The sequence below is a fragment of the Janthinobacterium sp. SUN073 genome (assembly GCF_030397665.1).
In the GTDB taxonomy this organism is placed as follows: domain Bacteria; phylum Pseudomonadota; class Gammaproteobacteria; order Burkholderiales; family Burkholderiaceae_D; genus Janthinobacterium.
The window spans coordinates 350,697-371,570 of the sequence record NZ_JAPUBT010000002.1 but is presented as its reverse complement, the minus strand read 5'-3'; the positions used below and the strand labels follow the sequence as shown (position 1 = coordinate 371,570).

Sequence of the window (20,874 nt, the reverse complement as noted above, 5' to 3'; positions counted from 1 at the left end):
GCGTGTCCGACAGCGAGCCCATCGTCCACGTGTTTGCCTGCAGCGGTCGCTTCCCCAGTTGGGAAGCGCTACAGGTCTACCTGGCGCCCACGTACACGGAGGATGGCGATGAAGTACCGTCGCCATTCTTCCTGGAAACGGGCCTCACGCAGTACGAGCCAGCCTGTTTTGAAAGCGTGCTGTTGCCGTCGCCCGCGCCGCTGGCGCGGTTGCTCGACGGCGTGTCATATGGCGACAGCTGGCTGGCGCAGGCCTGCGCGGATGCGGATGCGCAGGGTGTGCAGGCCGATACTTGTGTGTGCGTGTTTGCGCCGAATCAACTGGCGCACCCTCAGCGCAGTTTGCTCCATTACGTGGGCAGCTACGCCTACGGCGGTGGCTGAGCGTCATCTTCGCGTTCTTCGTGCAATAGCTTGTTGATTGCCGCCAGCAAGCTGGTGCCCGAGGTGGTGATGAAACGGGCGCCCGCCGCTTCCGCTTCCGTGCCGTAGCTGGCGACCGTATCCTTACTGCAATACACGATGATGGGCAGCGCCGGCTGCACTTGCCGAACCTCGCGCACCGTGCGCACGCCCGCATCCTTGATGCGGCGGCGGTTTTCCACCCGTGCCATGTCCGTGATCAGCAGCGCATAGTGTCTCTGTTGCAGCATGGCCAGCGCCTGCCGCATCGACACGGCCTGGTCCACCTTGATGTTTTCCCGTTCCAGTTGTTCCACCAACAAGGTATTGTTGCGCGGATGGTCATCCAGCCACAGCACCAGGCTGGACGGCTTTTGCGCCGTCGGCATGCCGGCCAGGGCCGTGACGGCGGCGCGGCCATCGGGCGGGTGGGCCAGCAGCAGCTGCGTGATGGCTTCCTGCATGTCGTCGAGCGACTTTTGCTGCAAACGGCTCAGCTCCGTCACTTCGATTTCCTTGCCGCTTTCCAGGCGCACGGATTCATTTTTGACGAGACTGTCGGCGCGCTTGATCATGATGGACAGGTAAATGCGCGTGAGCAGGTAGCCGATCAGGAAACCATGCACGGAAAAGAACAGCATGATGCCGCCCACCACCGCCATCGCCGTGGGCGTGTCCGTGGCCAGGCTGGGCGCAATGAAGGCGGCCATGCTGCGCGCGCTGCCGGGCAGGCTTTTGAGCTCGATCAAACCCACGCCCACGATGATTTTCGTCAGCCAGTCCGACACTTCCACCAGATTCGAATTGATTTCCATGGGCGTGGGCGTGCCCAAAAACAGGGTATTGCTGGCCACCGTATCGGCCCCCGCGGCCGGTGGCTCGTCCGTGGGGCGGCCCTTGCTATTGGCCCGCTCGTCGGCCGGCGCGGCGTTGACGGTGCCCGATGGCAGGCTGCGCGGGATGCCGAACAGAAAGCCCAGCAGCATGCCGCTGACGCAAAAGCCCAGGCTCCACAGCATGGCAGGCACGGCGTGGTAGTACGGCGGCAGGAGGGCGCCCGCCAGCACGGCCAGCAAGCCCGCCAGCAAGATGAACAGCAGGATATACGGCAGCACGTCGCGCTTGCGCACGGCCGCCGTGGCGTTTTTGCTCGCCTTGCCGGTGCTGTCGCTCAGGTCCACGGACGCTCCTTGAAAATTGCTGAATCCAGGCAGCCTGTCAGCCGCGTATATATCCCGCAGGAGCCTGTACGGACATCATAAAAAGGGGAGACGCCATGCCATTGATAAAACGCAAACAGCTGGCAGCTTGTGTGCTGGCATTGTTGAGCATGGGGCGCCAGGCGCCGATAGCGCTAGCCGAGGCAGTCACCGTGCGCACCGTGCGCGTGACGGGCTACTGCGACAGAGCAGGACGGAGTTTTTCGTGAACTCTGCAAAAGGATTCCATGGCAATGATGCCCGGGGCGCGACGCAGATGCGCTTGCCCGATGGCGTGGCCGCCACGTCCGTGACGCCATGGTACCGGCCCGTGGCATTTGGTTGCATCCGGTAGAAATTTCCATTCGCCATTTGAGGAATATCATCTCTTCCTATTTAATTTTTATTGCCTAATTAATAGCGCTTGCCAACAATGCAATTCTGGATAAAGATGAATTGATGACAATCTTCAGGGGCTGAATTGATTTTTAAATTCATAAATTTCATAACCAAAAAATTGAAAGGGATTTGCCATGAGCAACGATTGTGAAAAACTTATCCAGTTTGATACGACAATTATTCAAAATGACATTACCTCAAGGTATTCTTTGTTCAGTTATATTAATCGTGATAATTATGATGAAATGAAGAAAAATTATTCTGCATCGATTCCTGAATATTTCACTGGTGACTATGATGAGTTCAAGCAAAAACGGAGTGTATTCACATCACTTTTTGTTTCCTCTGGACTCAGTGAACAGAGTCAAAGCTACTATCATCATGCCTTGTCACATGAAAGTTCGCAAAATTATGCGGCTTGCCTGGCCAAGGTCGGCTCCAAGCCCATCAGTCTTTGGGTCGATTCTTTCGGTGAGGAGACGATAAATATTTCCTTCCGGAGCGGCTTATTGGGCGCGGCCAAACTGAACTACACTGTGACAGGCGCGGAAGCAGTTTTGGATGCCTCCGGAAAAAAACAGGAGTTTGGCGAGTTGGTCGGCGCTGGCAGCGAAACAGTGATGTTCAAGTATGATAAAACCAAGAAGTTTAGTATCGTGGTCAATGCAAAGACGGAAAATCAAGGCAAGGATTCCATGAGTCTTGAAGTTCCCGTCGTTAGAAACCTGGTGATCAAATCCGAATTCAGAGACATCGATATCACTCTGTGGTGCGCAGCGGGTGCTGATGGAAATACAGCGGGGCGGCCTACGTGGGCGGACGGAGAATTTGTTGCACCCGCCGGTTTTGTCTTGCTGCCCGATACGATTTGCGAACTTTCACGCGAAATGAGCTGGCCGGGCATTGCTCATTTCCAAGTTTCAAAGACCCCCAATGCCGCAGCGCCGATCACGCGAGTACTCATGCATCCCTACGATTTTGAGGGAACCAACGGTGATACGCAGGGAAAGGTGACGTTGAGATACAGAATTACGGCAGAGCGAAAATATTTGGTCGATGCATCCGCGACGGCTGCGGCGGCGGGTTAGTAGTGTGCTGGGGGGCGGCAGGTTTTCCTGCCTGTCGTAGATCATGCCGGTCCTGGAAATGGCTATCCTCACAAAGCGTGTGCCAGAGAAACAGACGTCTCCGTAGGCGGTCAAGTCCGCCTGATATCGTTTTCGATGGTCGATCCCATGGCCAAAGCACTTCTTCCTGTTCGCTGTGGGCGCTCATTAAACTAATTCCATCGCTTTATAGCGAGGGGTGTTGCATAAAAGATCTCGAATACTTTTGGCGCGGCAGCAAAAAGGCATTGCATGGGCGAAAGGCCAGCAAGGTTTTGTCATCCCAGGTCTTGTGCCTCTTCCGTGATCCATTCCACGAACGCATTCACCGCTGGCCTCTGCATGGCATCCGGCTTCGTCAACACATAGTAGGCAAATCGCGCAGGCCAGGGCTTGTCCAGAACCTGCACCAGACGCCCTGCAACGATTTCTGCTTGCGCGTATTCGATCGGCACCAGCGCTATCCCCTGACCGGCTTCGGCTGCGCGTATCAACAGAAAGTCATCTTCAAACGCAGACCCGCGTTCGGCGCGCGGGTCTGCGGCATCCCCATGCGCCGTGAACCACAGCGGCCAATCCGCGCGCTCACAGTCGTGCAGCAGCGGGTAATTCAGGCAATCTTCAGGTTCCTGAAGTACGGCGCCGGCGGCAACTAAGCCAGGACAAGCCACCGGGACCAGCACGGGCGCCATCAAGCGGGTAACGTTCAAGCCAGGATAGACACCCAGCCCATGCCGTAGCGCCACATCAATCCGATCCCGACGTATGTCCACCAGGGCTGACGTTGCCTCGACCCGTATCTCGATGTGCGGATGCCGCAGATTGAACCGCCCCAGGCGTGGAACCAGCCAGGAAGCGGCGAAAGTCGCGACGGTGCTGACCGTCAAGGTCTGCCTGCCTTTGATGTCTTCCAAGGTCTGCACGGTCCTTTCGATCTGCTCGAAAGCCTGACGCAATGAGGGGTGAACGCTGGTTCCTGCCGCGGTCAAGCGCAGGCCATGCCGTTCCCGGGTAAAGAGCGCGACGCCAATCCGGTCTTCCAGCAACCGTATCTGCTGGCTGACCGCGCCGGAGGTGACGTTTAGCGCTTCAGCTGCGGACTTGATACTACCCCGTTGCCCGACCTCGACGAAAGTGCGCAGAGCCAGCAAGGGGAGTGATGTCGTCATTGTATTTAGTTTTTCTAAATTATATTGGAAGAAATGATCGTTTCCGATGCCAGATATTTATAGGCATCATACACATTGTTTAGTCGTTCAACACATTTAGATAAACTATATCAACCGAGGTGACCATATGAATGCTCCGCGCTGGCGGCTTTGCCTGATTTTGCTTTGCACGACGCAATTCGTCGCCTTGCTCGATTTCTCCATCACCATGATTCCCTTACCCCAGATACAGGAAAGCCTGGGCTTCACGCCAGGAGCCTTGCAATGGGTTATCAATGCCTATGGCGTCGCTATCGCGGGATTCTTGTTGCTGGGCGGTCGCGCCGCCGATATGTTTGGCCGCCGACGCGTGTTCCTGACCGGACTAATGCTGTTTACCGCAGGATCATTGCTCGGAGGCTTCTCGCAGAGTCCTGCCATGCTGATCGCCACGCGGGCCGTACAGGGTTTTGGTGCTGCGCTGTTTTCCCCCGCAGCCTTTTCATTGTTGCTGACCGTGTTTCCCGAGCAAAAGGAGCGCAACCGAGCACTCGGTGCGTGGACTGCTGTGGCCGCCAGCGGTTTTGTCGGCGGCCTGATTCTGGGCGGCATGATCACCGACTTGATGGGCTGGCGCTGGGTATTGTGGATCAACGTGCCGGTTGGCGTACTGGTCATGGTTTCGGCCGGGCACTTGCCTCATGGCCGGCCCGATACCAAGACTGCGGCTCGACGCCTTGACGTATGGGGGGCACTGCTGGTGGCCGCGGGCGCCGCGATACTGGTCTTCGCTTTTGCCAATAGCGAGCATGTGGGCCTGTCTTCTCCCACCACATTCGCGTTGGTCGCCCTGGCCATCGGCCTGCTGGCCTTGTTTGTCTGGGTAGAAAGCATGGTGGAGTCACCGTTGATGCCCATTCCCATCTTCTGGCGGCGCATGACAGGTGGTGCCAACCTGGTCTCGCTGCTGGCCAATACGGCCCTGGGCCCAACCTTCGTCGTCGTGTCGCTGTATATGCAGGAAATCCTTGGCTTCACCGCCACGCAGACAGGATGGGGGCTGTTGCCAATGGCTACGGCCTTCACGCTGTCCAGTGCCTGGCTGGGGCCGTTCCTGATTGCCAGGATAGGCACCAAACCAGTCATCCTGGGTGGCATGGCGCTGTTTGTCGTGGGACTGGCCATGCTGGGAATATCCCTGACGTCGGACGCCTCATGGGCCGCATCTATCCTGCCGGGCACCCTGATCGCCGGGATGGGTTACGGGGCAGCTTTTCCAGCATGGACCGTGGCTGGCATCGAGGGAATCGATGCTGCCGATCATGGCCTGGCCGGCGGCATGCTCACGACGACCCAGGAAGTTGGCTCCGCAGTTGGCCTGGCTGCCGGTGTCGCCGTCAGCATCGCTGTAGTCGCTGGCGGAGGAAGCGCGGCGCAAGGCTTCAGCTACGCCATTTTGGTTTCCACTTGTATGGTGGCGGCTGGGCTGGCATGTGCTGCGCTAATCCTGCCGGGAAAGGCGCCTGTCGTGGAGATCGCGCCATGATCCAGCTCCATACCGATAGTTCGCCCAATGGCTTCAAGATCACCATTGCATTGGAAGAACTGGGCCTGCCGTACACGCTGCGGCACGTTCGGATCGACAAAGGAGAGAACCTGCAAGCAGGTTTCCTGCGCCTCAACCCACACGGACGCATTCCAGTGCTGGTGGACGACAGCACAGGCATCACGCTGTTTGAGTCCGCCGCCATCCTGCTCTACCTGGCGGAAAAGACCGATCGGCTTCTTCCGAACGCCCCCAAGGCTCGGTGGCAGGCGATTCAATGGCTGGTGTTCCATGCGTCGAGCGTTGGGCCGCTCATTGGCCAACTCGTGCATTTCGAGCTTTTCTCCGCGAACAAGAATCTTGACGCCATCGAGCACTACCGCCGCCTGACGAAAGAGGCCTTTACCACTTTGGACAAGCGCCTGGCCGGGCATCCCTATCTGGCGGGCGATGACTATTCTATTGCCGATATTGCGCATTTCGGCTGGACTCACATCGCGCGCCTCATTGGCGTCGATTTCAGCGCACACCAACACATGAGCGCCTGGCACGAGCGCGTAGCGGCAAGGCCGGCAGTGCAGCGGGGTATCGCTCTGCCGGCTCCCGCGACTGGCGCTTGATCCGGACGCTTGATCGGGAATATCACAGGAGATGAAAGTGGAATATACAACACAGCACGCCTGCGGAGCATCGTCGCCAGCCTTCGCCTCTCACCCAGGCTCGATACTTCCGGCGTGCCCAGCTGGTGGCGGCCCGTGGGGGTAGCGTATTCGTTTGTCATGGATCCCCCCTCAGATAGCTAGCTTGCGTTCGGCCATCCACTGGACGATGGCCGCGTCGCGGTGCGAAAAGAAGCTGCTGCCCGTTTCCAAGGGGCGATGACGTCGATCACGCTGGGTTCCTTCAGTCATAGACAGGAGCTACTCTAAGCCGCCATCGACCCTGTGATAAGCCGCTGGAATCGGCATGGTCTTGTTAACCGGGCGAATGAATGCCTGCGCTCATGCGCTGATGAGCTTGATATCGGCTAGCCGTTCGACCAGCCACACGCACGCCACCAGGGCAATCGCCAGCGAACCGAGCGTCAGCACTTGCCGGTACAGCCAGGTCTTGCGCAGCAGCCAGGCGACGGGTAAAAAGGCGGCGACGATGGCCAGCTGGCCGATTTCAACGCCGACGTTGAAGCCCAGCAGGCTGGCCAGCAAGGAACCTTGCGGCAAGCCCAGGTCGCGCAGCACGCTGGCAAAGCCGAAGCCGTGGATCAGGCCGAAGGCAAAGGCAGCCACAGGGCGCTTGCCGGGGAACAGCGGCAGCAGATTGTTCAGCGCGGCCAGGATCACGGACGCGGCGATGGCCGACTCCACCCAGCGCGAGGGCAGGGACACGAGCGACAGGCTGGCCAGGCTCAGTGTGAGGGAATGCGCCAGGGTAAACGCCGTGACGACTTTCAGCACATCGACAAACGCCGCCTTCAAGCCGTGCTGCTGCTCGCGCAAGCCGGGCAGCAGCACGGCCGGCAGCAGCACGGCCGGCAGCAGCAGGGACAGCAGAAATAAAATATGGTCGTAGCCGATCCAGATATGCCAGATGCCGTGTTTCACGTAGGCGCCGAACTGCGCCAGGCGGTCCGGCGCGGCCAGCGAAATCGTCTGGCGGGGGCTGTCCGGGTCGAAGATGGCCGTTTGCGTGGTGCCGCCGCTATTGATTTTTACTAGGCCCTTGTGCTGCGGGTCGAGGTCGGCGAACAGGGTGTAGCCGATGGTCACACTGGCTGGCGCGGCGCCGCCGGGACAGTCGGCGCGAAAGCGCAGCACGTTGTAGGCGCCGTCCGTGTGGCTGTCGATCAGCTGTTCGACGGCCTTCAAGGGGCAGACGCCCTGGTCGCTGGCCACCTGCAGGCGCTGCAGCGCATAGGCGACAATCGCCGCGTGGCGCGCGCGGATTTCATCCCAGGTCAGCTCGCCGTCGCCATTGCCATCGAGGCCGATGGCAAAATCGAGGTCGCGTAGGGCGATATCCCATTGTCCCTCGATCTGCCGGTCGTGCACCGCCAGGCTCAGATAACTGTCGCTGGGCTTGTGCGCCTGCGCGGGGGCCAGCCAGGCGCACAGCAGCAGGATGAAAAGGCAGCGCTTCACAGTACTCCCGCTTTCCTGATAAAACTGACTTTCTGCCCATTCTGCGGCCCCAGCTGCCTGACGAGCCGTTGCAGGACCACGTCCTCCACGCCATTGGCCGCGATCCAGGCCAGCACCGGCTGCGCGGCGCCGTCATTGCGTGCGGCCAGGGCCGCTTCGAGCACGATGCGCATGTCGGGCACTTCCTTCTGGATGGCCCAGTTCTGCTGCGCCAGTTGCAGGGCCGCGGGCGCATCCTGTTGCAAGAACAGGGCGAAACGCGCTTGCTCGCGCTGGTGTACGGTGTCGCCCCGTTGCATGGCGGCGTGGAAGCGGGCCGCCAGTTCCGCTTTGGCCGCCTGGAATGCCGTCTGCTGGCCGGGCAGCGATTGCAGGGCCAGCGCGTAACGCAGCAGAAGGGCGTCGATGCGCTGCTGCTCTTTGAGTAACTTGACGACTTCCTGCGGGCGCTGCCGGTCGAGCAGGAAATCCGCGTAGGCGCCCAGCAGGTAGCTGTCGCGCGGCTGCCGCGCCAGCGCTGTTTTGTAGCGCGCCTCGGCCAGCGTCAATTCTCCGCGCCGCGTGGCCATTTCCGCCAGCAGGGTCAGGGCCCAGCTATCGAGTTCGGGCGCCGCGCCGGCGCTCCTTTGCCGTGTCAGTTCCAGCAAGCGCTCGCTGCTGGCGGCGCGGCCCGTGACGCTGGCCACGTTCGCGATGCAGGTGACGGTGACCAGCTGCGTCGTCAGGGTGGAGAGGCGGGCGCAGGCCGCGGTTGCTTTTGTGTAGTCGCCCTGCACCGTGAGCACTGTGGCGCGCGTCAGCCAGGCCTGGGCGTTTTGCGGCTGCTGGATGATGACGGCATCGAGATCCTGCAAGGCGGGACCAAACTGGTGGATGCTTTGCAGGATGGTGGCGCGCAGCAGGCGCACGGGGACGGGCGCCGCCGTTTGCCGCCACCAGGGCGCCAGCGCCGCCTGCGCATAGCCCAGGTAGCGCGGGTCCGTGTCGCTGCGTGCCAGTGCAATGTAGCGCTGCGCCAAGCCGGTGGCCAGGGCCAGGTCGTCCGGCGTGGCGTTGAGTTGCTGGCGCAGGCCGCGCAAGGCGAGCTGCGTGGCGTCGGCGCGGCGCGGCAGCTGTTCGATGACGGCGCCGCCGTCTTTCGGCGTGTAGGGTGCGGCCCATGCCAGCAGGGGCAGGCAGGCGCACAGCAGGGAAAACGGTGTTTTCATCGTGGATGCCCATCAACAGTCATTGATACGGGCGCCGGAGAGCTGACTCCCAGGCGCTCGCAGGGGGCTTACAGCGGCACCGGTTCCGTGTCTTCCGGCGACGTCGCCATGATGGCGTCGATGCCCACGCCATCCTTGTCATCGCTGGTGGTCACGATGACGTTGCTGACGGCTACATAAAACGCATCGAGCAAGACCACGGGCGGCGGCGTGGTGCCGCCGTTGCCGTTATCGTCGCCGTGGCTGCTGCTACCGCCACCGCAGCCGGCCAGCAAGGCCGTGAGCGCCAGGGCGCTGCATGCATAGAGCTTTTTCATCGCGTTCTCCTCGTTACAGCTGCGGCGAACCGGCCACGGGCGTTTTCAGGTAGGGGAAACCCGCCGTGAAGAAGGTTTCATCCAGGAAAGCGCCATCCGTGAAGTGCAGGGCGCCGGCGGGCGCGTCGGCCGGGGCGCAGCCGATGTTCAGCGTGCACAGCGTGCCCATGGCCACGCGCAGCACCACGTCGACCACGTCGTCCCCAGGGCGGCGGCCGTTCGGGAAGCCCGCGTTGTCGCCATCGATCACGCCCAGGCGCTTTTGCGATCCAACTGCGGTGGGCGCGATGGAGGTATTCAGACGCAGCATTTCAGAGGCGACGACCGTCGCTGGCTGGTTCACGCCCTTGATGCCCGTCAAGAAGGTGGCCACCAGGTCGTTGCGGGGGAAGTTGGTGGGCGCCTTGGCGCCTGCCGAGCCGAACAGCACTTCCACCAGCGCAGGCGCCGTTGGGTTGGTAACGTAGTCGGCAAATTGCGCATCGCCGGACGGCTTGCTTGCATTGAAGCGGTCCTTGTCCTTCAGGCCGATGACCAGTTCATTCACCAGCGGCATGCCCAAACGCGACACCTGCACCCACGCGCCGCCTTCCTTCGACGCCGTGGTGGCCGTGCCCGGTGCCGGGTTCAGCAAGCGTCCCTGGCGCAGGCTGGCCGTGGTCCAGCCGCCGATGACGGGATCGCTACCCGCCGTCAGGCAGGCGGTCGGCACTTCCATCTCGATGGCCGTGACGTTTTTGCGCGCAAGGTCATCCCGGGCAGCGGATTCCGCATTCGCGGCAAACTCCGTGGCGGGCGCCTTGATGTTGATCAAATCGAACGTTTCGCCCAGATTCACGACGAACGGGTCCTTGCGCTGGCCGACGAACAGGCGCGCCGGCGTGGCGCAGCCGGGAATGTTGACGGCGTACACGTGCTGCGCGGCATACGCGGCGTAGTTGGGGATGGACTTGGTGCCGATATTGTCCACGGGCTTGTCGAAGGTCGTGCCGCCGCCCGTGGCATTGGTCACGCTGCTGCGCGTACCCGTGCGGCGGTCGCCCCGCACCACCGTCACGCTATAGGTTTCGCGCACGTTCAGGCCGGCCGGGTTGACGCTATCGATGGCGCCGCCGTTGATGACGAGCGGAATCGAGACTTTCTTGCCGCCCACGGTGAACTGGCCATCCTTGATGGTGTTGCTGAAGCGGAACTGGAAGGTGAGGTCTTCCTTGCCGTCGCCATTGTTGTCGATATGGATTTCATACAGGGCATTGGGGTCCATGGCGAAATAATTCGGGCCGCCGTAGGCGTCTTGCAGGGGAATATAGTCGGCCACCAGGGTAGTGTAGGCGCCGCGGCCCATTTCATAGCTGCGGAACATATAGAAGTCGGTGGCGTCGACTTTGGGGTTTTGCGTGATGAACGGCGCTTCGCGGTGGCTGGAAGCAAAAGCGGGCGGGGCAATGGCCGCCGCCAGAAAATTGCCCAGGATGGCCGCGCCAAGCGCGGTTTTCGATATTGACAAAGACATTTCGATTCTCCCGATTTTTGTTAGCGTTGACAGACAAGTCCAGGAAACTGCAGGCTGCCTGACTTATACGCACGGGAGAAGAAAACGGATTCACTGCTTCAAAAAGGATGATATCGGCTTACCAGGCCAGCACTTTAGGGCCAAGGGCCGCGCCGATGGCGGTCGGCACCAGCATGCCCAGCACGTACCAGAAGCCGACGAAGCTGGCCGCCAGTTCCGGGCAGTGCAGGCAGTACACGAGCGCGGCCATGGCGCCGGCGGCAAAGCCGGCGGCCGCGCCCGCCAGGCGCAGGCGCGTGGGTGCCAGCTGGCGCATCAGGCGCAGCACGGCGGCCAGGATGGGCAAGGAGAGGGTGGCGATCAGCAAGGGGCAGCTGCGCCAGGTGGCGCCCCAGAACAGTTCGACCCGCTGTTCGGGCGGCGCTTCGTTCAGGATGATGGCGCCCAGCGCCCACATCAGCAGCAGGGGCATGGCGATCAGCAGGGGCAGGGTGCGTGTGCTGGCGCCCGGCACGCACAGGCGGCGGCTGACGTGCCAGGCCGCCAGGCACAGGCACACGACAAAGCCCACCTTGATCCAGAAGTCGGGCAGCAGGGCCAGCTGTTCCAGGTTGGGGCGCACGCCCAGCAGCATGGCCATCAGGGCCACGCTGGCCACCAGGCCGGCGCCCACAGTGCCTGCGGCGCGCCAGTGCGTGCCGGGCGGGGCCGCGGCGGCCACGTCGGGGCCACTGGCCAGCATGGTGATCAAGTCATCGGTTTTCATGGTGTGTTTCCTTCCATCCTTAAATTGGCCGCCAGCGCCTTCAAGCCACGATGCACGGCCACCTTGACGCTGGCTTCCGAAATGTCCATGGCGGCGGCCGTGTCGCGCACGGACCAGCCGTCGAGCTTGGTATGCACGATGGCGTCGCGCTGCTGCGCCGGCAAGGTGGCCAGCAGCTTGCCCAGGTCGCGGCTGGCTTCGGCCGCCTCGGCATCGGCGCTGGAAAACAGTTCCTGCGCACTATCTTCTTCGTCGTACGGCAAGTGCTGCGCCTCGCGCCGCCCATGCCGGCGCAGCCAGTCGATCCATTTGTAGCGCGCGATCGCATGAATCCACGACGTCAGCGGCACGCCCGTGTCATACGTCAGGCGCTGGTTGTGGATGGCCAACAAACATTCCTGCACCAGGTCTTCCACCTCGTCCGGCCAGCGTTGCAGGCGTCGCCGGAAAAACGCGCGCAAATGGCTGCTGGTGGCCTGCAAGAAACTGCGATACGCCGTCGCATCGCCATCGAGCCCGCGCAACATCAAGCCGTGCAGCCGCAATTCCGTGCCATGCAGGTGTTCGCTTACAGGTATTCGTTGCATGCAGGCCTTTGGTGACAGGCGTTGAAAAAAATAAATCTTAAATTATTTGATGGTGGCTGTAACCAATCCGCATGCTGCGGCGAATTGACAGGCAAGCACGCTTCTTCATTCAACGCTTCTTAATTTAATATACCGGTGAAAGACCATGGACATCAAGCACCGCCTTGCAATACTTCTACTTCCCGTCCTGAGCATGAGCGTGGCAGCGGGCCAGCGCTGCGCCGTGCAAAGCGGTCCGCAGACGGCGGCGCTGGTGGAACTGTACAGCAGCGAAGGCTGCTCCAGCTGCCCGCCCGCCGACCAGCGTCTGAACGCCTTGCGCAAGGAAGCGGGCGCGGCCAGCCTGATCGTGCCGCTGGCCTTGCACGTCACTTACTGGGACCAGATTGGCTGGACGGACCCGCTGGCGCAGCCGCAATTCGATGCGCGCCAGGCCGAGCTGCTGCGCCTCCAGCCGCGCCATGTGGCTTACACGCCCCAATTCTTTGTGGGTGGCACGGAGTTGCGCAGCTGGGATACGCAACTGCCGGCCGCCATCCGCCGCATCAATGCGACCGCCGCGCCCGTCGCTATCGGCCTGTCCGCCACGCCGGGGCCGGGCGGAAAACTAGTGATTGAAGCCGATGCCAGCGCACCGGACGCGCAGACGAGCGGCCAGCTGTATGTGGCCATCAGCGAAAGCGCCATCGTCTCGACCGTCCTGCGCGGCGAAAACCGGGGCGCCACCCTGCATCACGATGCGGCCGTGCGCCTGTGGCTGGGGCCGGTTGCGCTGGCGCAAGGCAGCGCCCGGCTGCGCCGCGAAGTCAAGCTGCCCGTTAGCTGGCGCCCCGAGCAGCTGCAAGTGGTGGCCTTCGTGCAGCGGGCCGACAGCAGCGCCATCCTGCAAGCCGTCAGCACGGCATCGTGCGCGAAAGGAGTGATGTGATGAGCCGACCAGCGAGCGTGATCCACCCCGCCTGGCTGCGCCTGACGCACTGGCTCAATGCCGTGGCCGTGGTGGTGCTGGCCACCAGCGGCTGGCGCATCTACAACGCGGCGCCCTTCTTCCCCTTCGAGCTGCCGCGCGCGCTGACCCTGGGCGGCTGGCTGGGCGGCGCCTTGCAATGGCATTTCGCCGCCATGTGGCTGCTGGTGGGCAATGGTTTGCTGTATCTCATCATCAATATCGTCTCGGGACGGCTGCGGCGCCAGTTCTTTCCCCTCTCGCCGCGCCTGCTGCTGGCCGATTTCCTTGCCGCGCTGAAGGGCAAGCTGGCCCATGCGGACCCGCGCCGCTACAACATGGTGCAGCGCGCCGCCTATCTGTTCGTCATGCTCGACTGCATCGTGCTGGTGCTGTCCGGTCTGGTGCTGTGGAAATCCGTGCAGTTTCCCATCTTGCGCGAGCTGCTGGGCGGCTACGAAAGCGCGCGCAGAGTCCACTTCATCGCCATGGCGCTGCTGACGGGCTTTGTCGGCGTGCACCTGCTGATGGTGGCGCTGGTGCCGCGCACACTGCTCGCCATGCTGCGCGGACGTTAAAGGAGAGCATCATGAAAAAAACCATCATCGTGCCAGAGCAGGGCCAGGCCATGCTGGCCGACGCCTTGCGCCAGATCAAACAGCCGTCGCGGCGCCTGTTCCTGCAGCGCGGCCTGACCCTGGGCGGCCTGTCGCTGCTGACCGGTTGCAACATCAATGACCCATCCAGCATTGAAACGGCGCTGACGGCCGTCTCGCGCTTCAACGACCGGGTACAGGGCTGGCTGTTTGACCCGAATAAACTGGCGCCCACGTATCCCGATTCCATGATCACGCGGCCGTTTCCCTTCAACGCGTATTACGGCGAGGACGAGGTGGAAGAGGTCGATGGTGACGCCTGGCGCCTGGAATTGAGTGGCTTGATCGCCGACAAGAAGCCGTGGACCTTGCCGCAGCTGCGCGCCCTGCCACAGGAAACGCAGGTCACGCGCCACATCTGCGTGGAAGGCTGGAGCGCCATCGGCAAGTGGGGCGGCGTGCCGTTTTCCCACTTCCTCAAGCGGGTGGGCGCCGACACGACGGCCAGATACATCGGCTTCAAGTGCGCCGACGATTATTTTACAAGCATCGACATGGCCACGGCCCTGCATCCGCAAACCATCATGGCCCTCACGTATGACGGCCAGGAATTGCCGCCGAAATACGGCTACCCGATGAAACTGCGCATGCCGACCAAGCTGGGCTACAAGAATCCCAAGCACATCCAGGCCATTTTCGTCACGAATACGTATCCGGGAGGGTATTGGGAGAATCAGGGATATAACTGGTTCGGCGGTTCCTGAACATTTTTAGCAACACCTGCAGCACCGTAGTCGCTTTTACACCGGGCACTTGCCCATTTAACCTAGAGACAAGGACATATCATGAAAACCACCATCACCACCTTCGCCGCCATCCTCGCTTCCGCCATCCTCATGTCGGGCGCCGCGTTTGCCCAGGACGCCATGAAGAAAGACCCGATGGCCAAGGACGCTTCGGCCGACGCCATGCACAAGGATGCGATGGACAAGGACGGCATGCACAAGCCGATGGCCAAGAAACACATGAAAAAGGATCACATGGCCAAGGATGGCATGGCAAAAGATGCCATGGCGAAAGACGGCATGAAGAAGGATGAAATGAAAAAGGACGAGATGAAGAAGGATGCGATGGGCAAGTAAGGCCGGAGCAGAATGGTGCGTGGTGACTGCCGGTCACCACGCTGCCGGATTGATCACGCCGATGGCCATCAGTGCCGGTTTGCAAAATAGGTATCCCTGCATCAAGTCGATACCCATCCCCTTCAAGCAATCGCGCTCGGCGGCCGTTTCGATGCCTTCTGCCAGGACTTGAATGTCGAGTTCCTTGCACATGGCGACGATGCCCTTGACGATCGCCTGCCTGGGTGCGCTGGCTTCGATGCCGCGCACCAGTTCCATGTCGATCTTGATGATATGCGGCTGATATTCCGCCAGCAGGGTCAGTCCCGCGTAGCCGGCGCCGAAATCGTCGATGGCCGTCTGGAAGCCGAAGCGGCGATATTCATGAAAGATGTTGACGAGGTGGGGCCGGTCGCGCACTTCTTCGCCCTCGGTCACCTCGAAGATGATGCGGCGAATGGGGAAATTGCATGCGCGCGCCGCCGCTAAAGTGGCCTGGATGCACGCTTCCGGGCGGTACACGGCATTCGGCAGAAAATTGATGGACAGATATTCCTCGATGCCCAGCCGGGCCGCGCCCTCGATGGCGCGCACGCGGCAGGCCTGATCGAACACATAGCGGTTTTCGTCATTCACCTGCGACAAGATCGAGTATGCCGATTCGCCGTTCGGGCCGCGCACCAGTGCTTCATGGCCAAAGATCGAGCGCGTGGACAGGTCGACGATCGGTTGGTAGGCAAAAGTGAAGTCGAAGCCCAGTGGCGCGGCATCCCGGCACTGGCTGCAGCCTGCCTTTTTCCCGGACTGGTCCGGGGTATCGCTGGAGGACGTCATGGTCGCGCTGGCCTCTGATGAAAGGTACAAGGTGTACATGGCAGTTATACCACGGCCCTGTGCCTGTGGAGCTATATTTATGGTGCGCCAAAACAGGGGGAAGGTTGTGCCAGGGGAGAAATGAGACAGAAAATAATACAAATTTCCTCATAGTAATAATTGACTGGCTAATCGCCGACAGGCGCTGTACTATTTCCATTAAGCAATTTACCAGTTCCGATGCGTCATGTTGTCAGTGTGACCCGCCCATCGGAACAGCTGAACGCCCGCCGCCCATGCCCCCGCGGTACTTCCCCGCCTACCGGCCCGTATTCGCGGTCGTACTGGCTTGCTGCATTCGACGATATCGTTTCAGGTGTTTCACCTCTGCTGCCTGCCGCTAGTCGCGACACGACCGTGCATTCTCAAGTTGGCCATGATGGCCCGGGATAGGCACGTAACTCCATTGCACGTCACTCCATTCATGCGCAAGCTGCGCAAAAAGAAACCCATGAAATTGCCTCCATCGACACTGGCGCTGCTCGTCACGCTGGCCTGCACTGCCGCGCAAGTCCATGCCGAAGGCGTGCCCCTGTTTGGCCAGTCGCTAGCCGGTTCCTCCGTGTTTGCGCTCACCTATGCGACCACGGGCGCGAACTCGACCGTCACGGGCGATATCGTCTCGGGCGATGTCGCCACCATGGGCGCCGCGTCGCGGCTCAGCGGCAATCTGCTGTCCCTGGGCGCGTCCACCATCGGCGCCGATGCCGTCGTGAGCGGCAATATGCTCAGTGGCGGCGCCGCCACCGTCGGCGCCAATGCCAGCGTGGCCGGCAAGGTGGCGGCGCTGGGCGCGGTCACCTTGTCCGCCAGTAGCACCACCCATGGTGCAGGCACGCTTTCCGCGCCGCCGGTGAACGTGCAGAGCGATGCGCAGCAGGTCGGCGCCGCGCAGGCCGCCTTGAAGAACATGGGGCGGGGGACCGCCCTGGGCACGACCATGACGCTCGACACCACGCTGTATCCGGGCGTGTTTTCGGCGGCCAATCTGTCGACCACGGCCGGCATCACGCTGACCCTGGACGGACAGAACCGCTCCAATCAATCCTGGGTGTTCAATATCGACGATTACCTGGTCACCGGAGCGGCCATGAAAATTGTCCTGATCAATGCCGATGCCAGCAACAGCGTCATCTGGAATAGTGGCGGCTACACGAGCCTGGGCGCCAGCGGGGAGTTCATCGGCACCGTCCTGGCAAAGAATTACGTCAGCGTGGGCGCGGGCACCAGCGTGACGGGCGTGGGTGGCGCGTGCGGCGGGCTCTTTTCCGCCACATCGTATGTGTCAACGGGCGACGGCGCGCGCATCGGCGGCAAGGGCTGCAGCGGCATAGGCAGCGGTTTCGATATCGTGGACGGTACCGCTGTTCGCCGCATCGACATACCGGCAGTGCCGGAACCGTCCAGCTACGCCATGCTGGTGGGTGGTCTTGCCCTGCTTGGCCTGATGCGGCAGCGCAAGCAGGCGCGCCTGTAAGGGGACGCAAGGCGAGCAAGATGCTATTTGCAATTTGTAGTAAGCTGGTCGCCTCCTGATTTCTTGCATGCACAGTCATGACCGAACCTTCCGTCGCCGCGCTTCCTGCCGTTTCCCCTGATTCCGACAAATCCCTGCGCCGCCGCTCGCTGTTCGCCGCCTGCAGCGCGCATGCCGTGCATGACGGCTTGACGGACGTGATCTATGTGCTGCTACCCATCTGGCAAGCGCAGTTTGCCATCAGCTACGCCATGGTGGGCCTGTTGCGCGGGTCCTACTCGGGCATGATGGCCGGTTTCCAGTTGCTGGCCAGCCGCATGGCCAGGCGCTGGGGACGCGAACGCATGCTGGTGGGCGGCACGACCCTGGCTGGCATCGCCTACCTGATCGCCGGGCAGGCGGGCGGCCTGGCCGTGCTGCTGGTGGCCTTGCTGCTGGGCGGCCTGGGCGCCAGCACCCAGCATCCGCTGGCCTCGTCCATCGTCACCGACACGCACGAGGCGGGCGGCGGCGTGAAGGAGGCGCTGTCGCAATACAATTTCGCCGGCGATATCGGCAAGACCCTGATTCCTGCACTGATGGGCTTGCTGCTGCTGGTGTGCAGCTGGCAAGCCAGCGTCTCGCTGCTGGGACTGCTGGGCCTGGGCGCGGCCGGCTTGCTGTGGTGGCTATTGCCGAAACCGGGCGAGCTGCGTGCCGGCGCGAAAACGGCGGGCAAGACCATTGCCGGCAGCGGCTCGAAAGGGGGCTTTCGCGCGCTGCTGGCCACGGGCACGCTGGACAGCGCCGTGCGCATGGGTTTTCTGACCTTTTTGCCATTTCTGCTGAAAAGCAAGGGCGCGGGCACGGCCGGCATCGGCGTGGCCCTGTCTCTGCTGTTCGTGGGCGGCGCCTTCGGCAAGCTGCTGTGCGGCTACCTGGGCGCGCGCATCGGCATGATGAAAACCGTGTGGCTGACGGAATCGATGACTTCCGTGCTGATCGTCGCGGCCCTGTGGCTGCCGCTGGCCGGCGTCATGGCCATGCTGCCCTTGCTGGGGCTGGCGCTGAATGGCACTTCGTCCGTGCTGTACGGCGCGGTGCCGGAACTGGCGGAACAGGGCAAGCGCGAGCACGCGTTCGCCCTGTTCTACACGGGCACCATCGGCGGCGGCGCGCTGGCTCCCGTACTGTTCGGCGCGCTGGGCGACCATACCAGCGTGCCCACAGCCTTGCTGGCGCTGGCGGCCATATTGCTGCTGACCTTGCCGCTGGCGTGGAAGGTGCAGCGGGGCCTGGCGCACGCTGCTTCCACATGACACGGCCGCGCATAATTGCCGAGCTGGAGGACGACGTGGCCGACGTGGCCCGGGAAATCCTGCAATGCCAGATAATAAAGTGCTCAGCCAATAATCAGCTTCATGATTGACGAAGCTTAGTATTGAGTGCGCTTGCGTGTGGCCATTCCTGCAATAGATAGGAGACAATCCGGTCCGACTATATGTCGGCATCCGGGTTTTGAAAACCCTCCTATCATTTAACAGGAAGATTACATGGGCAATTTTAGTATCCCGCAAACCAATAAAGCACTCGCCGTGTATTTGCATGGCAAGACAGTACCTATGCTCTTTGCGGTATTTGCGGCGATCCTGGCGGCAGTGGCGGGTTTGGTGCTGTACCTGAGCACGACCCTGCCCCAGAAGACACTGACTGAATCGCAGGCCATGACGCTGCGTAACGGCGCCAAACTGGGCACGCACAGCAATTTGACGATTCTTTATGGCACGGCGGCTTTTCTATTGCTGCTCGCATTGCTGGTGCTGGTCATGCGCGCGGTAATGCTCAAGCGGCGGAAGAGCCGTTTTGAATTGCATGAAGACGGCGTGGTACATGAATTGGACGGCATTCGCAGCTACGCTGCCTTTGCCGATATCGAAGACCTGTATCTGTTCGCCGGCGGCTCCACCGCCATGACAGGCATGATCAATAATCTTGCCTACCGCACGGGCGCCGACCAGCCCTGGATATGGGCTACCGGAGAACTCAAGCGCTTTGACGAGTTCATGGACGCGTTTCGTTCCCGTTACCTGGAATACCGCATGCCCGTCTTGAAGCAGAAGCTTGCAGACGGTGAGCGCGTGAATTTCCGTTACATCAGCAGTGGCGACGTGTACAAGAAGCGCTTGTTCGGCAATTTCCTGAATGTCAAGACACAGGAACTGGCCTTATCGGCGCAGGGCTTGCATGTGGATGGCGTCACCTGGCCTGGCGCCAGCCTGAAGTGCATGAACCTGAATGACTGGACCGAGAAACTGACGATCAAGGATGCGGCGGGCACCACGGTGTTTTCATGCATTGGCACGGGTATCCTGAGTTTCGACCTGTTCGCCCATATGATAGACGACGAAATCAATCAGGCCGGGTAAATTCCGACGCAACATGCCTCCCGATACAGGGAGGTTGGCGACCGGGCTATCCCGGTCGGTGGTCAAATGCAGATTAAAAATGAAAACACATTTACTGTCGAATGACGAATACCAAAAAACGTTTCATGCGCCTATGCTGAAGGTGACTGAAACCGCCAGGGAAGTCGTCGATCTTTGGGCATATGCCGATCTGGTTATCGGCAGTGACTTTGGCGACGCCGCGCACTGGAATTGGCAGGTCGCGCATATTTATGAATCGCCGGATGGAAAGTTTCAACACATCGGCATTCCCGTTCCCCTCGATGATACCTATCTGACTGTGATCGTCGATATACACGGCAGAAAAATCCTGGGGCATGTTTTTCTTGATCTGCGCGCCAGACAGTCAAGTCGCAGTGACATGCAGTGATGAAATCCTGGCAACTTGCTGGCGGATACTGCATGACTTGCCCGCCAGCACCGCCATCGTCTACACTCGCCGCATGAAAAATTTTGCAAAGCGGCGCGACCGCTACGACTTGTTCCGGGCGTTTGAGAATCCCCTTGTCAACATCGACTTCCAGCTCGACGTGCCGGACTTTCGGCCCTGGTGCAAGGAACGGAACATCCCCGTGTTCCATTTTTTCCTGTTTTGCCTGCTCAATACGGTCAAGGGCATCGATAATTTCATGTACCGCATTTGCCAGGGCGAGGTGATCAGGATTGACGATTTTCCCGCTTCCTACACCGTCATCAACGGCGACGAGAACCTCAATTACACGCGTTTCACGATGACGGACCAGCTTGACCTGTTCATCGAACGCAGCCTGGAAGCGAAACGCCTCGCCGAAGCGAGTTCCGCGCTGATCAACACGGGCGAGGGAGAGAGCGAGCGTGAGCAGCGCAACAATATCTACATCACCTGCCTGCCATGGCTGGAGCTGGCGGCCATCGAACACCCGATTTACCGCCACCGCGACGCCGATATCCCGACCTTTACCTGGGGCAAGTTCGGCCCTGCGCAGGACGATGGCCGCATGCGGGTGCCGTTTTCCGCGCAGGCGCACCATGGCTTTGTCGATGGTTATCATGTGCAGAAGCTGGCGCAGGCGCTGGGCCAGCGCATCGCCGCCATCATTGCAGCCTAGC

Annotated in this window: 23 protein-coding genes; 14 read left to right on the top strand and 9 right to left on the bottom strand. The window is 61.1% G+C overall.

Features of this window, described 5'->3' with window-relative positions; genetic code table 11:
* Nucleotides 1-2 precede the first annotated feature (2 nt).
* On the top strand, nt 3-383 hold the full coding sequence (locus tag O0882_RS09665) for an immunity 22 family protein (RefSeq protein ID WP_289947410.1): 381 nt from the start codon (nt 3-5) through the stop codon (nt 381-383).
* Here the strand turns inward: O0882_RS09665 and O0882_RS09660 are convergent.
* Entirely contained in the window at nt 368-1,582 is a 1,215-nt protein-coding gene (locus O0882_RS09660; protein ID WP_289947409.1) for a response regulator, read from the bottom strand. The genes O0882_RS09665 and O0882_RS09660 overlap by 16 nt on opposite strands.
* A gap of 95 nt (nt 1,583-1,677) precedes the next feature.
* Between O0882_RS09660 and O0882_RS09655 the strand changes: the two genes are divergently transcribed.
* Together O0882_RS09655 and O0882_RS09650 are read left to right on the top strand one after the other, a co-directional pair.
* Nucleotides 1,678-1,830 (top strand): hypothetical protein, encoded by a 153-nt coding sequence (locus O0882_RS09655; RefSeq protein WP_289947407.1) that lies wholly within the window; start codon nt 1,678-1,680, stop codon nt 1,828-1,830.
* A 303-nt stretch (nt 1,831-2,133) separates the two neighbouring features.
* Nucleotides 2,134-3,087, top strand: coding sequence for a hypothetical protein (locus O0882_RS09650; protein WP_289947406.1), 954 nt, complete (start codon nt 2,134-2,136; stop codon nt 3,085-3,087).
* A 296-nt stretch (nt 3,088-3,383) separates the two neighbouring features.
* Here O0882_RS09650 and O0882_RS09645 read toward each other — a convergent pair whose 3' ends face one another.
* Nucleotides 3,384-4,274: a LysR substrate-binding domain-containing protein gene (locus tag O0882_RS09645; RefSeq protein WP_289947405.1), complete on the bottom strand. Its 891-nt coding sequence runs from the start codon at nt 4,272-4,274 to the stop codon at nt 3,384-3,386.
* 127 nt (nt 4,275-4,401) lie between these two features.
* Between O0882_RS09645 and O0882_RS09640 the strand changes: the two genes are divergently transcribed.
* Together O0882_RS09640 and O0882_RS09635 are read left to right on the top strand one after the other, a co-directional pair.
* Nucleotides 4,402-5,799: an MFS transporter gene (locus tag O0882_RS09640; RefSeq protein ID WP_289947403.1), complete on the top strand. Its 1,398-nt coding sequence runs from the start codon at nt 4,402-4,404 to the stop codon at nt 5,797-5,799.
* Nucleotides 5,796-6,419 carry a glutathione S-transferase family protein gene (locus O0882_RS09635; RefSeq protein WP_289947402.1) on the top strand — a complete coding sequence of 208 codons (624 nt, stop codon included), beginning with the start codon at nt 5,796-5,798 and terminating at the stop codon, nt 6,417-6,419. The genes O0882_RS09640 and O0882_RS09635 overlap by 4 nt, the downstream gene beginning before the upstream one ends.
* A gap of 381 nt (nt 6,420-6,800) precedes the next feature.
* Here the strand turns inward: O0882_RS09635 and O0882_RS09630 are convergent, their stop codons facing one another.
* The 6 genes from O0882_RS09630 to O0882_RS09605 all read right to left on the bottom strand — a co-directional run bounded on the left by O0882_RS09630 (nt 6,801) and on the right by O0882_RS09605 (nt 12,328).
* A complete protein-coding gene (locus O0882_RS09630) occupies nt 6,801-7,937 on the bottom strand; it encodes a HupE/UreJ family protein (protein ID WP_289947400.1) in 1,137 nt (378 codons plus the stop codon).
* The gene (locus O0882_RS09625) at nt 7,934-9,145 is read right to left on the bottom strand and encodes a hypothetical protein (protein ID WP_289947397.1); all 1,212 of its coding nucleotides are present in this window, start codon (nt 9,143-9,145) and stop codon (nt 7,934-7,936) included. Before O0882_RS09625 ends, O0882_RS09630 begins: the two co-directional genes overlap by 4 nt.
* 68 nt (nt 9,146-9,213) lie before the next feature.
* Nucleotides 9,214-9,462 (bottom strand): hypothetical protein, encoded by a 249-nt coding sequence (locus O0882_RS09620; RefSeq protein ID WP_289947396.1) that lies wholly within the window; start codon nt 9,460-9,462, stop codon nt 9,214-9,216.
* A gap of 13 nt (nt 9,463-9,475) precedes the next feature.
* Nucleotides 9,476-10,975, bottom strand: a complete 1,500-nt coding sequence (locus tag O0882_RS09615) for a DUF4331 domain-containing protein (RefSeq protein WP_289947394.1) — start codon at nt 10,973-10,975, stop codon at nt 9,476-9,478.
* A gap of 118 nt (nt 10,976-11,093) precedes the next feature.
* Entirely contained in the window at nt 11,094-11,741 is a 648-nt protein-coding gene (locus O0882_RS09610) for a DUF1109 domain-containing protein (protein WP_289947393.1), read from the bottom strand.
* Entirely contained in the window at nt 11,738-12,328 is a 591-nt protein-coding gene (locus O0882_RS09605; protein ID WP_289947389.1) for a sigma-70 family RNA polymerase sigma factor, read from the bottom strand. Before O0882_RS09605 ends, O0882_RS09610 begins: the two co-directional genes overlap by 4 nt.
* Before the next feature lie 145 nt (nt 12,329-12,473).
* Here O0882_RS09605 and O0882_RS09600 point away from each other — a divergent pair, with 145 nt between their 5' ends.
* The 4 genes from O0882_RS09600 to O0882_RS09585 all read left to right on the top strand — a co-directional run bounded on the left by O0882_RS09600 (nt 12,474) and on the right by O0882_RS09585 (nt 15,012).
* Entirely contained in the window at nt 12,474-13,256 is a 783-nt protein-coding gene (locus tag O0882_RS09600; RefSeq protein WP_289947388.1) for a DUF1223 domain-containing protein, read from the top strand.
* Nucleotides 13,256-13,852, top strand: coding sequence for a cytochrome b/b6 domain-containing protein (locus O0882_RS09595; protein WP_289947386.1), 597 nt, complete (start codon nt 13,256-13,258; stop codon nt 13,850-13,852). The genes O0882_RS09600 and O0882_RS09595 overlap by 1 nt, the downstream gene beginning before the upstream one ends.
* Before the next feature lie 11 nt (nt 13,853-13,863).
* Nucleotides 13,864-14,634, top strand: a complete 771-nt coding sequence (locus O0882_RS09590) for a molybdopterin-dependent oxidoreductase (protein ID WP_289947384.1) — start codon at nt 13,864-13,866, stop codon at nt 14,632-14,634.
* Nucleotides 14,635-14,715: 81 nt separating this feature from the next.
* Complete coding sequence (locus O0882_RS09585; RefSeq protein ID WP_289947382.1) at nt 14,716-15,012, top strand: pentapeptide MXKDX repeat protein; 297 nt, start codon at nt 14,716-14,718, stop codon at nt 15,010-15,012.
* A 33-nt stretch (nt 15,013-15,045) separates the two neighbouring features.
* Here the strand turns inward: O0882_RS09585 and O0882_RS09580 are convergent, their stop codons facing one another.
* A complete protein-coding gene (locus O0882_RS09580; RefSeq protein WP_289947380.1) occupies nt 15,046-15,825 on the bottom strand; it encodes an EAL domain-containing protein in 780 nt (259 codons plus the stop codon).
* A 490-nt stretch (nt 15,826-16,315) separates the two neighbouring features.
* Between O0882_RS09580 and O0882_RS09575 the strand changes: the two genes are divergently transcribed.
* From O0882_RS09575 to O0882_RS09555, 5 genes are all read left to right on the top strand, one after another.
* The gene (locus O0882_RS09575) at nt 16,316-17,341 is read left to right on the top strand and encodes an ice-binding family protein (RefSeq protein WP_289947378.1); all 1,026 of its coding nucleotides are present in this window, start codon (nt 16,316-16,318) and stop codon (nt 17,339-17,341) included.
* Nucleotides 17,342-17,418: 77 nt separating this feature from the next.
* Nucleotides 17,419-18,639 carry an MFS transporter gene (locus tag O0882_RS09570; RefSeq protein WP_289947376.1) on the top strand — a complete coding sequence of 407 codons (1,221 nt, stop codon included), beginning with the start codon at nt 17,419-17,421 and terminating at the stop codon, nt 18,637-18,639.
* A gap of 234 nt (nt 18,640-18,873) precedes the next feature.
* Nucleotides 18,874-19,746 carry a hypothetical protein gene (locus O0882_RS09565; protein WP_289947374.1) on the top strand — a complete coding sequence of 291 codons (873 nt, stop codon included), beginning with the start codon at nt 18,874-18,876 and terminating at the stop codon, nt 19,744-19,746.
* A 79-nt stretch (nt 19,747-19,825) separates the two neighbouring features.
* Complete coding sequence (locus tag O0882_RS09560) at nt 19,826-20,155, top strand: hypothetical protein (protein WP_289947373.1); 330 nt, start codon at nt 19,826-19,828, stop codon at nt 20,153-20,155.
* Nucleotides 20,156-20,228: 73 nt separating this feature from the next.
* On the top strand, nt 20,229-20,873 hold the full coding sequence (locus O0882_RS09555) for a CatA-like O-acetyltransferase (protein ID WP_289947371.1): 645 nt from the start codon (nt 20,229-20,231) through the stop codon (nt 20,871-20,873).
* The last annotated feature ends 1 nt before the right edge of the window (nt 20,874 follow it).

Coding starts and splice junctions, on each gene's coding strand:
- O0882_RS09595 (WP_289947386.1), top strand. CDS start 13,256: ATGAGCCGACCAGCGAGCGTGATCCACCCCGCCTGGCTGCGCCTGACG.
- O0882_RS09645 (WP_289947405.1), bottom strand. CDS start 4,274: ATGACGACATCACTCCCCTTGCTGGCTCTGCGCACTTTCGTCGAGGTC.
- O0882_RS09610 (WP_289947393.1), bottom strand. CDS start 11,741: ATGAAAACCGATGACTTGATCACCATGCTGGCCAGTGGCCCCGACGTG.
- O0882_RS09565 (WP_289947374.1), top strand. CDS start 18,874: ATGGGCAATTTTAGTATCCCGCAAACCAATAAAGCACTCGCCGTGTAT.
- O0882_RS09625 (WP_289947397.1), bottom strand. CDS start 9,145: ATGAAAACACCGTTTTCCCTGCTGTGCGCCTGCCTGCCCCTGCTGGCA.
- O0882_RS09580 (WP_289947380.1), bottom strand. CDS start 15,825: ATGACGTCCTCCAGCGATACCCCGGACCAGTCCGGGAAAAAGGCAGGC.
- O0882_RS09615 (WP_289947394.1), bottom strand. CDS start 10,975: ATGTCTTTGTCAATATCGAAAACCGCGCTTGGCGCGGCCATCCTGGGC.
- O0882_RS09600 (WP_289947388.1), top strand. CDS start 12,474: ATGGACATCAAGCACCGCCTTGCAATACTTCTACTTCCCGTCCTGAGC.
- O0882_RS09640 (WP_289947403.1), top strand. CDS start 4,402: ATGAATGCTCCGCGCTGGCGGCTTTGCCTGATTTTGCTTTGCACGACG.
- O0882_RS09575 (WP_289947378.1), top strand. CDS start 16,316: ATGAAATTGCCTCCATCGACACTGGCGCTGCTCGTCACGCTGGCCTGC.
- O0882_RS09585 (WP_289947382.1), top strand. CDS start 14,716: ATGAAAACCACCATCACCACCTTCGCCGCCATCCTCGCTTCCGCCATC.
- O0882_RS09620 (WP_289947396.1), bottom strand. CDS start 9,462: ATGAAAAAGCTCTATGCATGCAGCGCCCTGGCGCTCACGGCCTTGCTG.
- O0882_RS09570 (WP_289947376.1), top strand. CDS start 17,419: ATGACCGAACCTTCCGTCGCCGCGCTTCCTGCCGTTTCCCCTGATTCC.
- O0882_RS09655 (WP_289947407.1), top strand. CDS start 1,678: ATGCCATTGATAAAACGCAAACAGCTGGCAGCTTGTGTGCTGGCATTG.
- O0882_RS09635 (WP_289947402.1), top strand. CDS start 5,796: ATGATCCAGCTCCATACCGATAGTTCGCCCAATGGCTTCAAGATCACC.
- O0882_RS09555 (WP_289947371.1), top strand. CDS start 20,229: ATGAAAAATTTTGCAAAGCGGCGCGACCGCTACGACTTGTTCCGGGCG.
- O0882_RS09650 (WP_289947406.1), top strand. CDS start 2,134: ATGAGCAACGATTGTGAAAAACTTATCCAGTTTGATACGACAATTATT.
- O0882_RS09605 (WP_289947389.1), bottom strand. CDS start 12,328: ATGCAACGAATACCTGTAAGCGAACACCTGCATGGCACGGAATTGCGG.
- O0882_RS09590 (WP_289947384.1), top strand. CDS start 13,864: ATGAAAAAAACCATCATCGTGCCAGAGCAGGGCCAGGCCATGCTGGCC.
- O0882_RS09560 (WP_289947373.1), top strand. CDS start 19,826: ATGAAAACACATTTACTGTCGAATGACGAATACCAAAAAACGTTTCAT.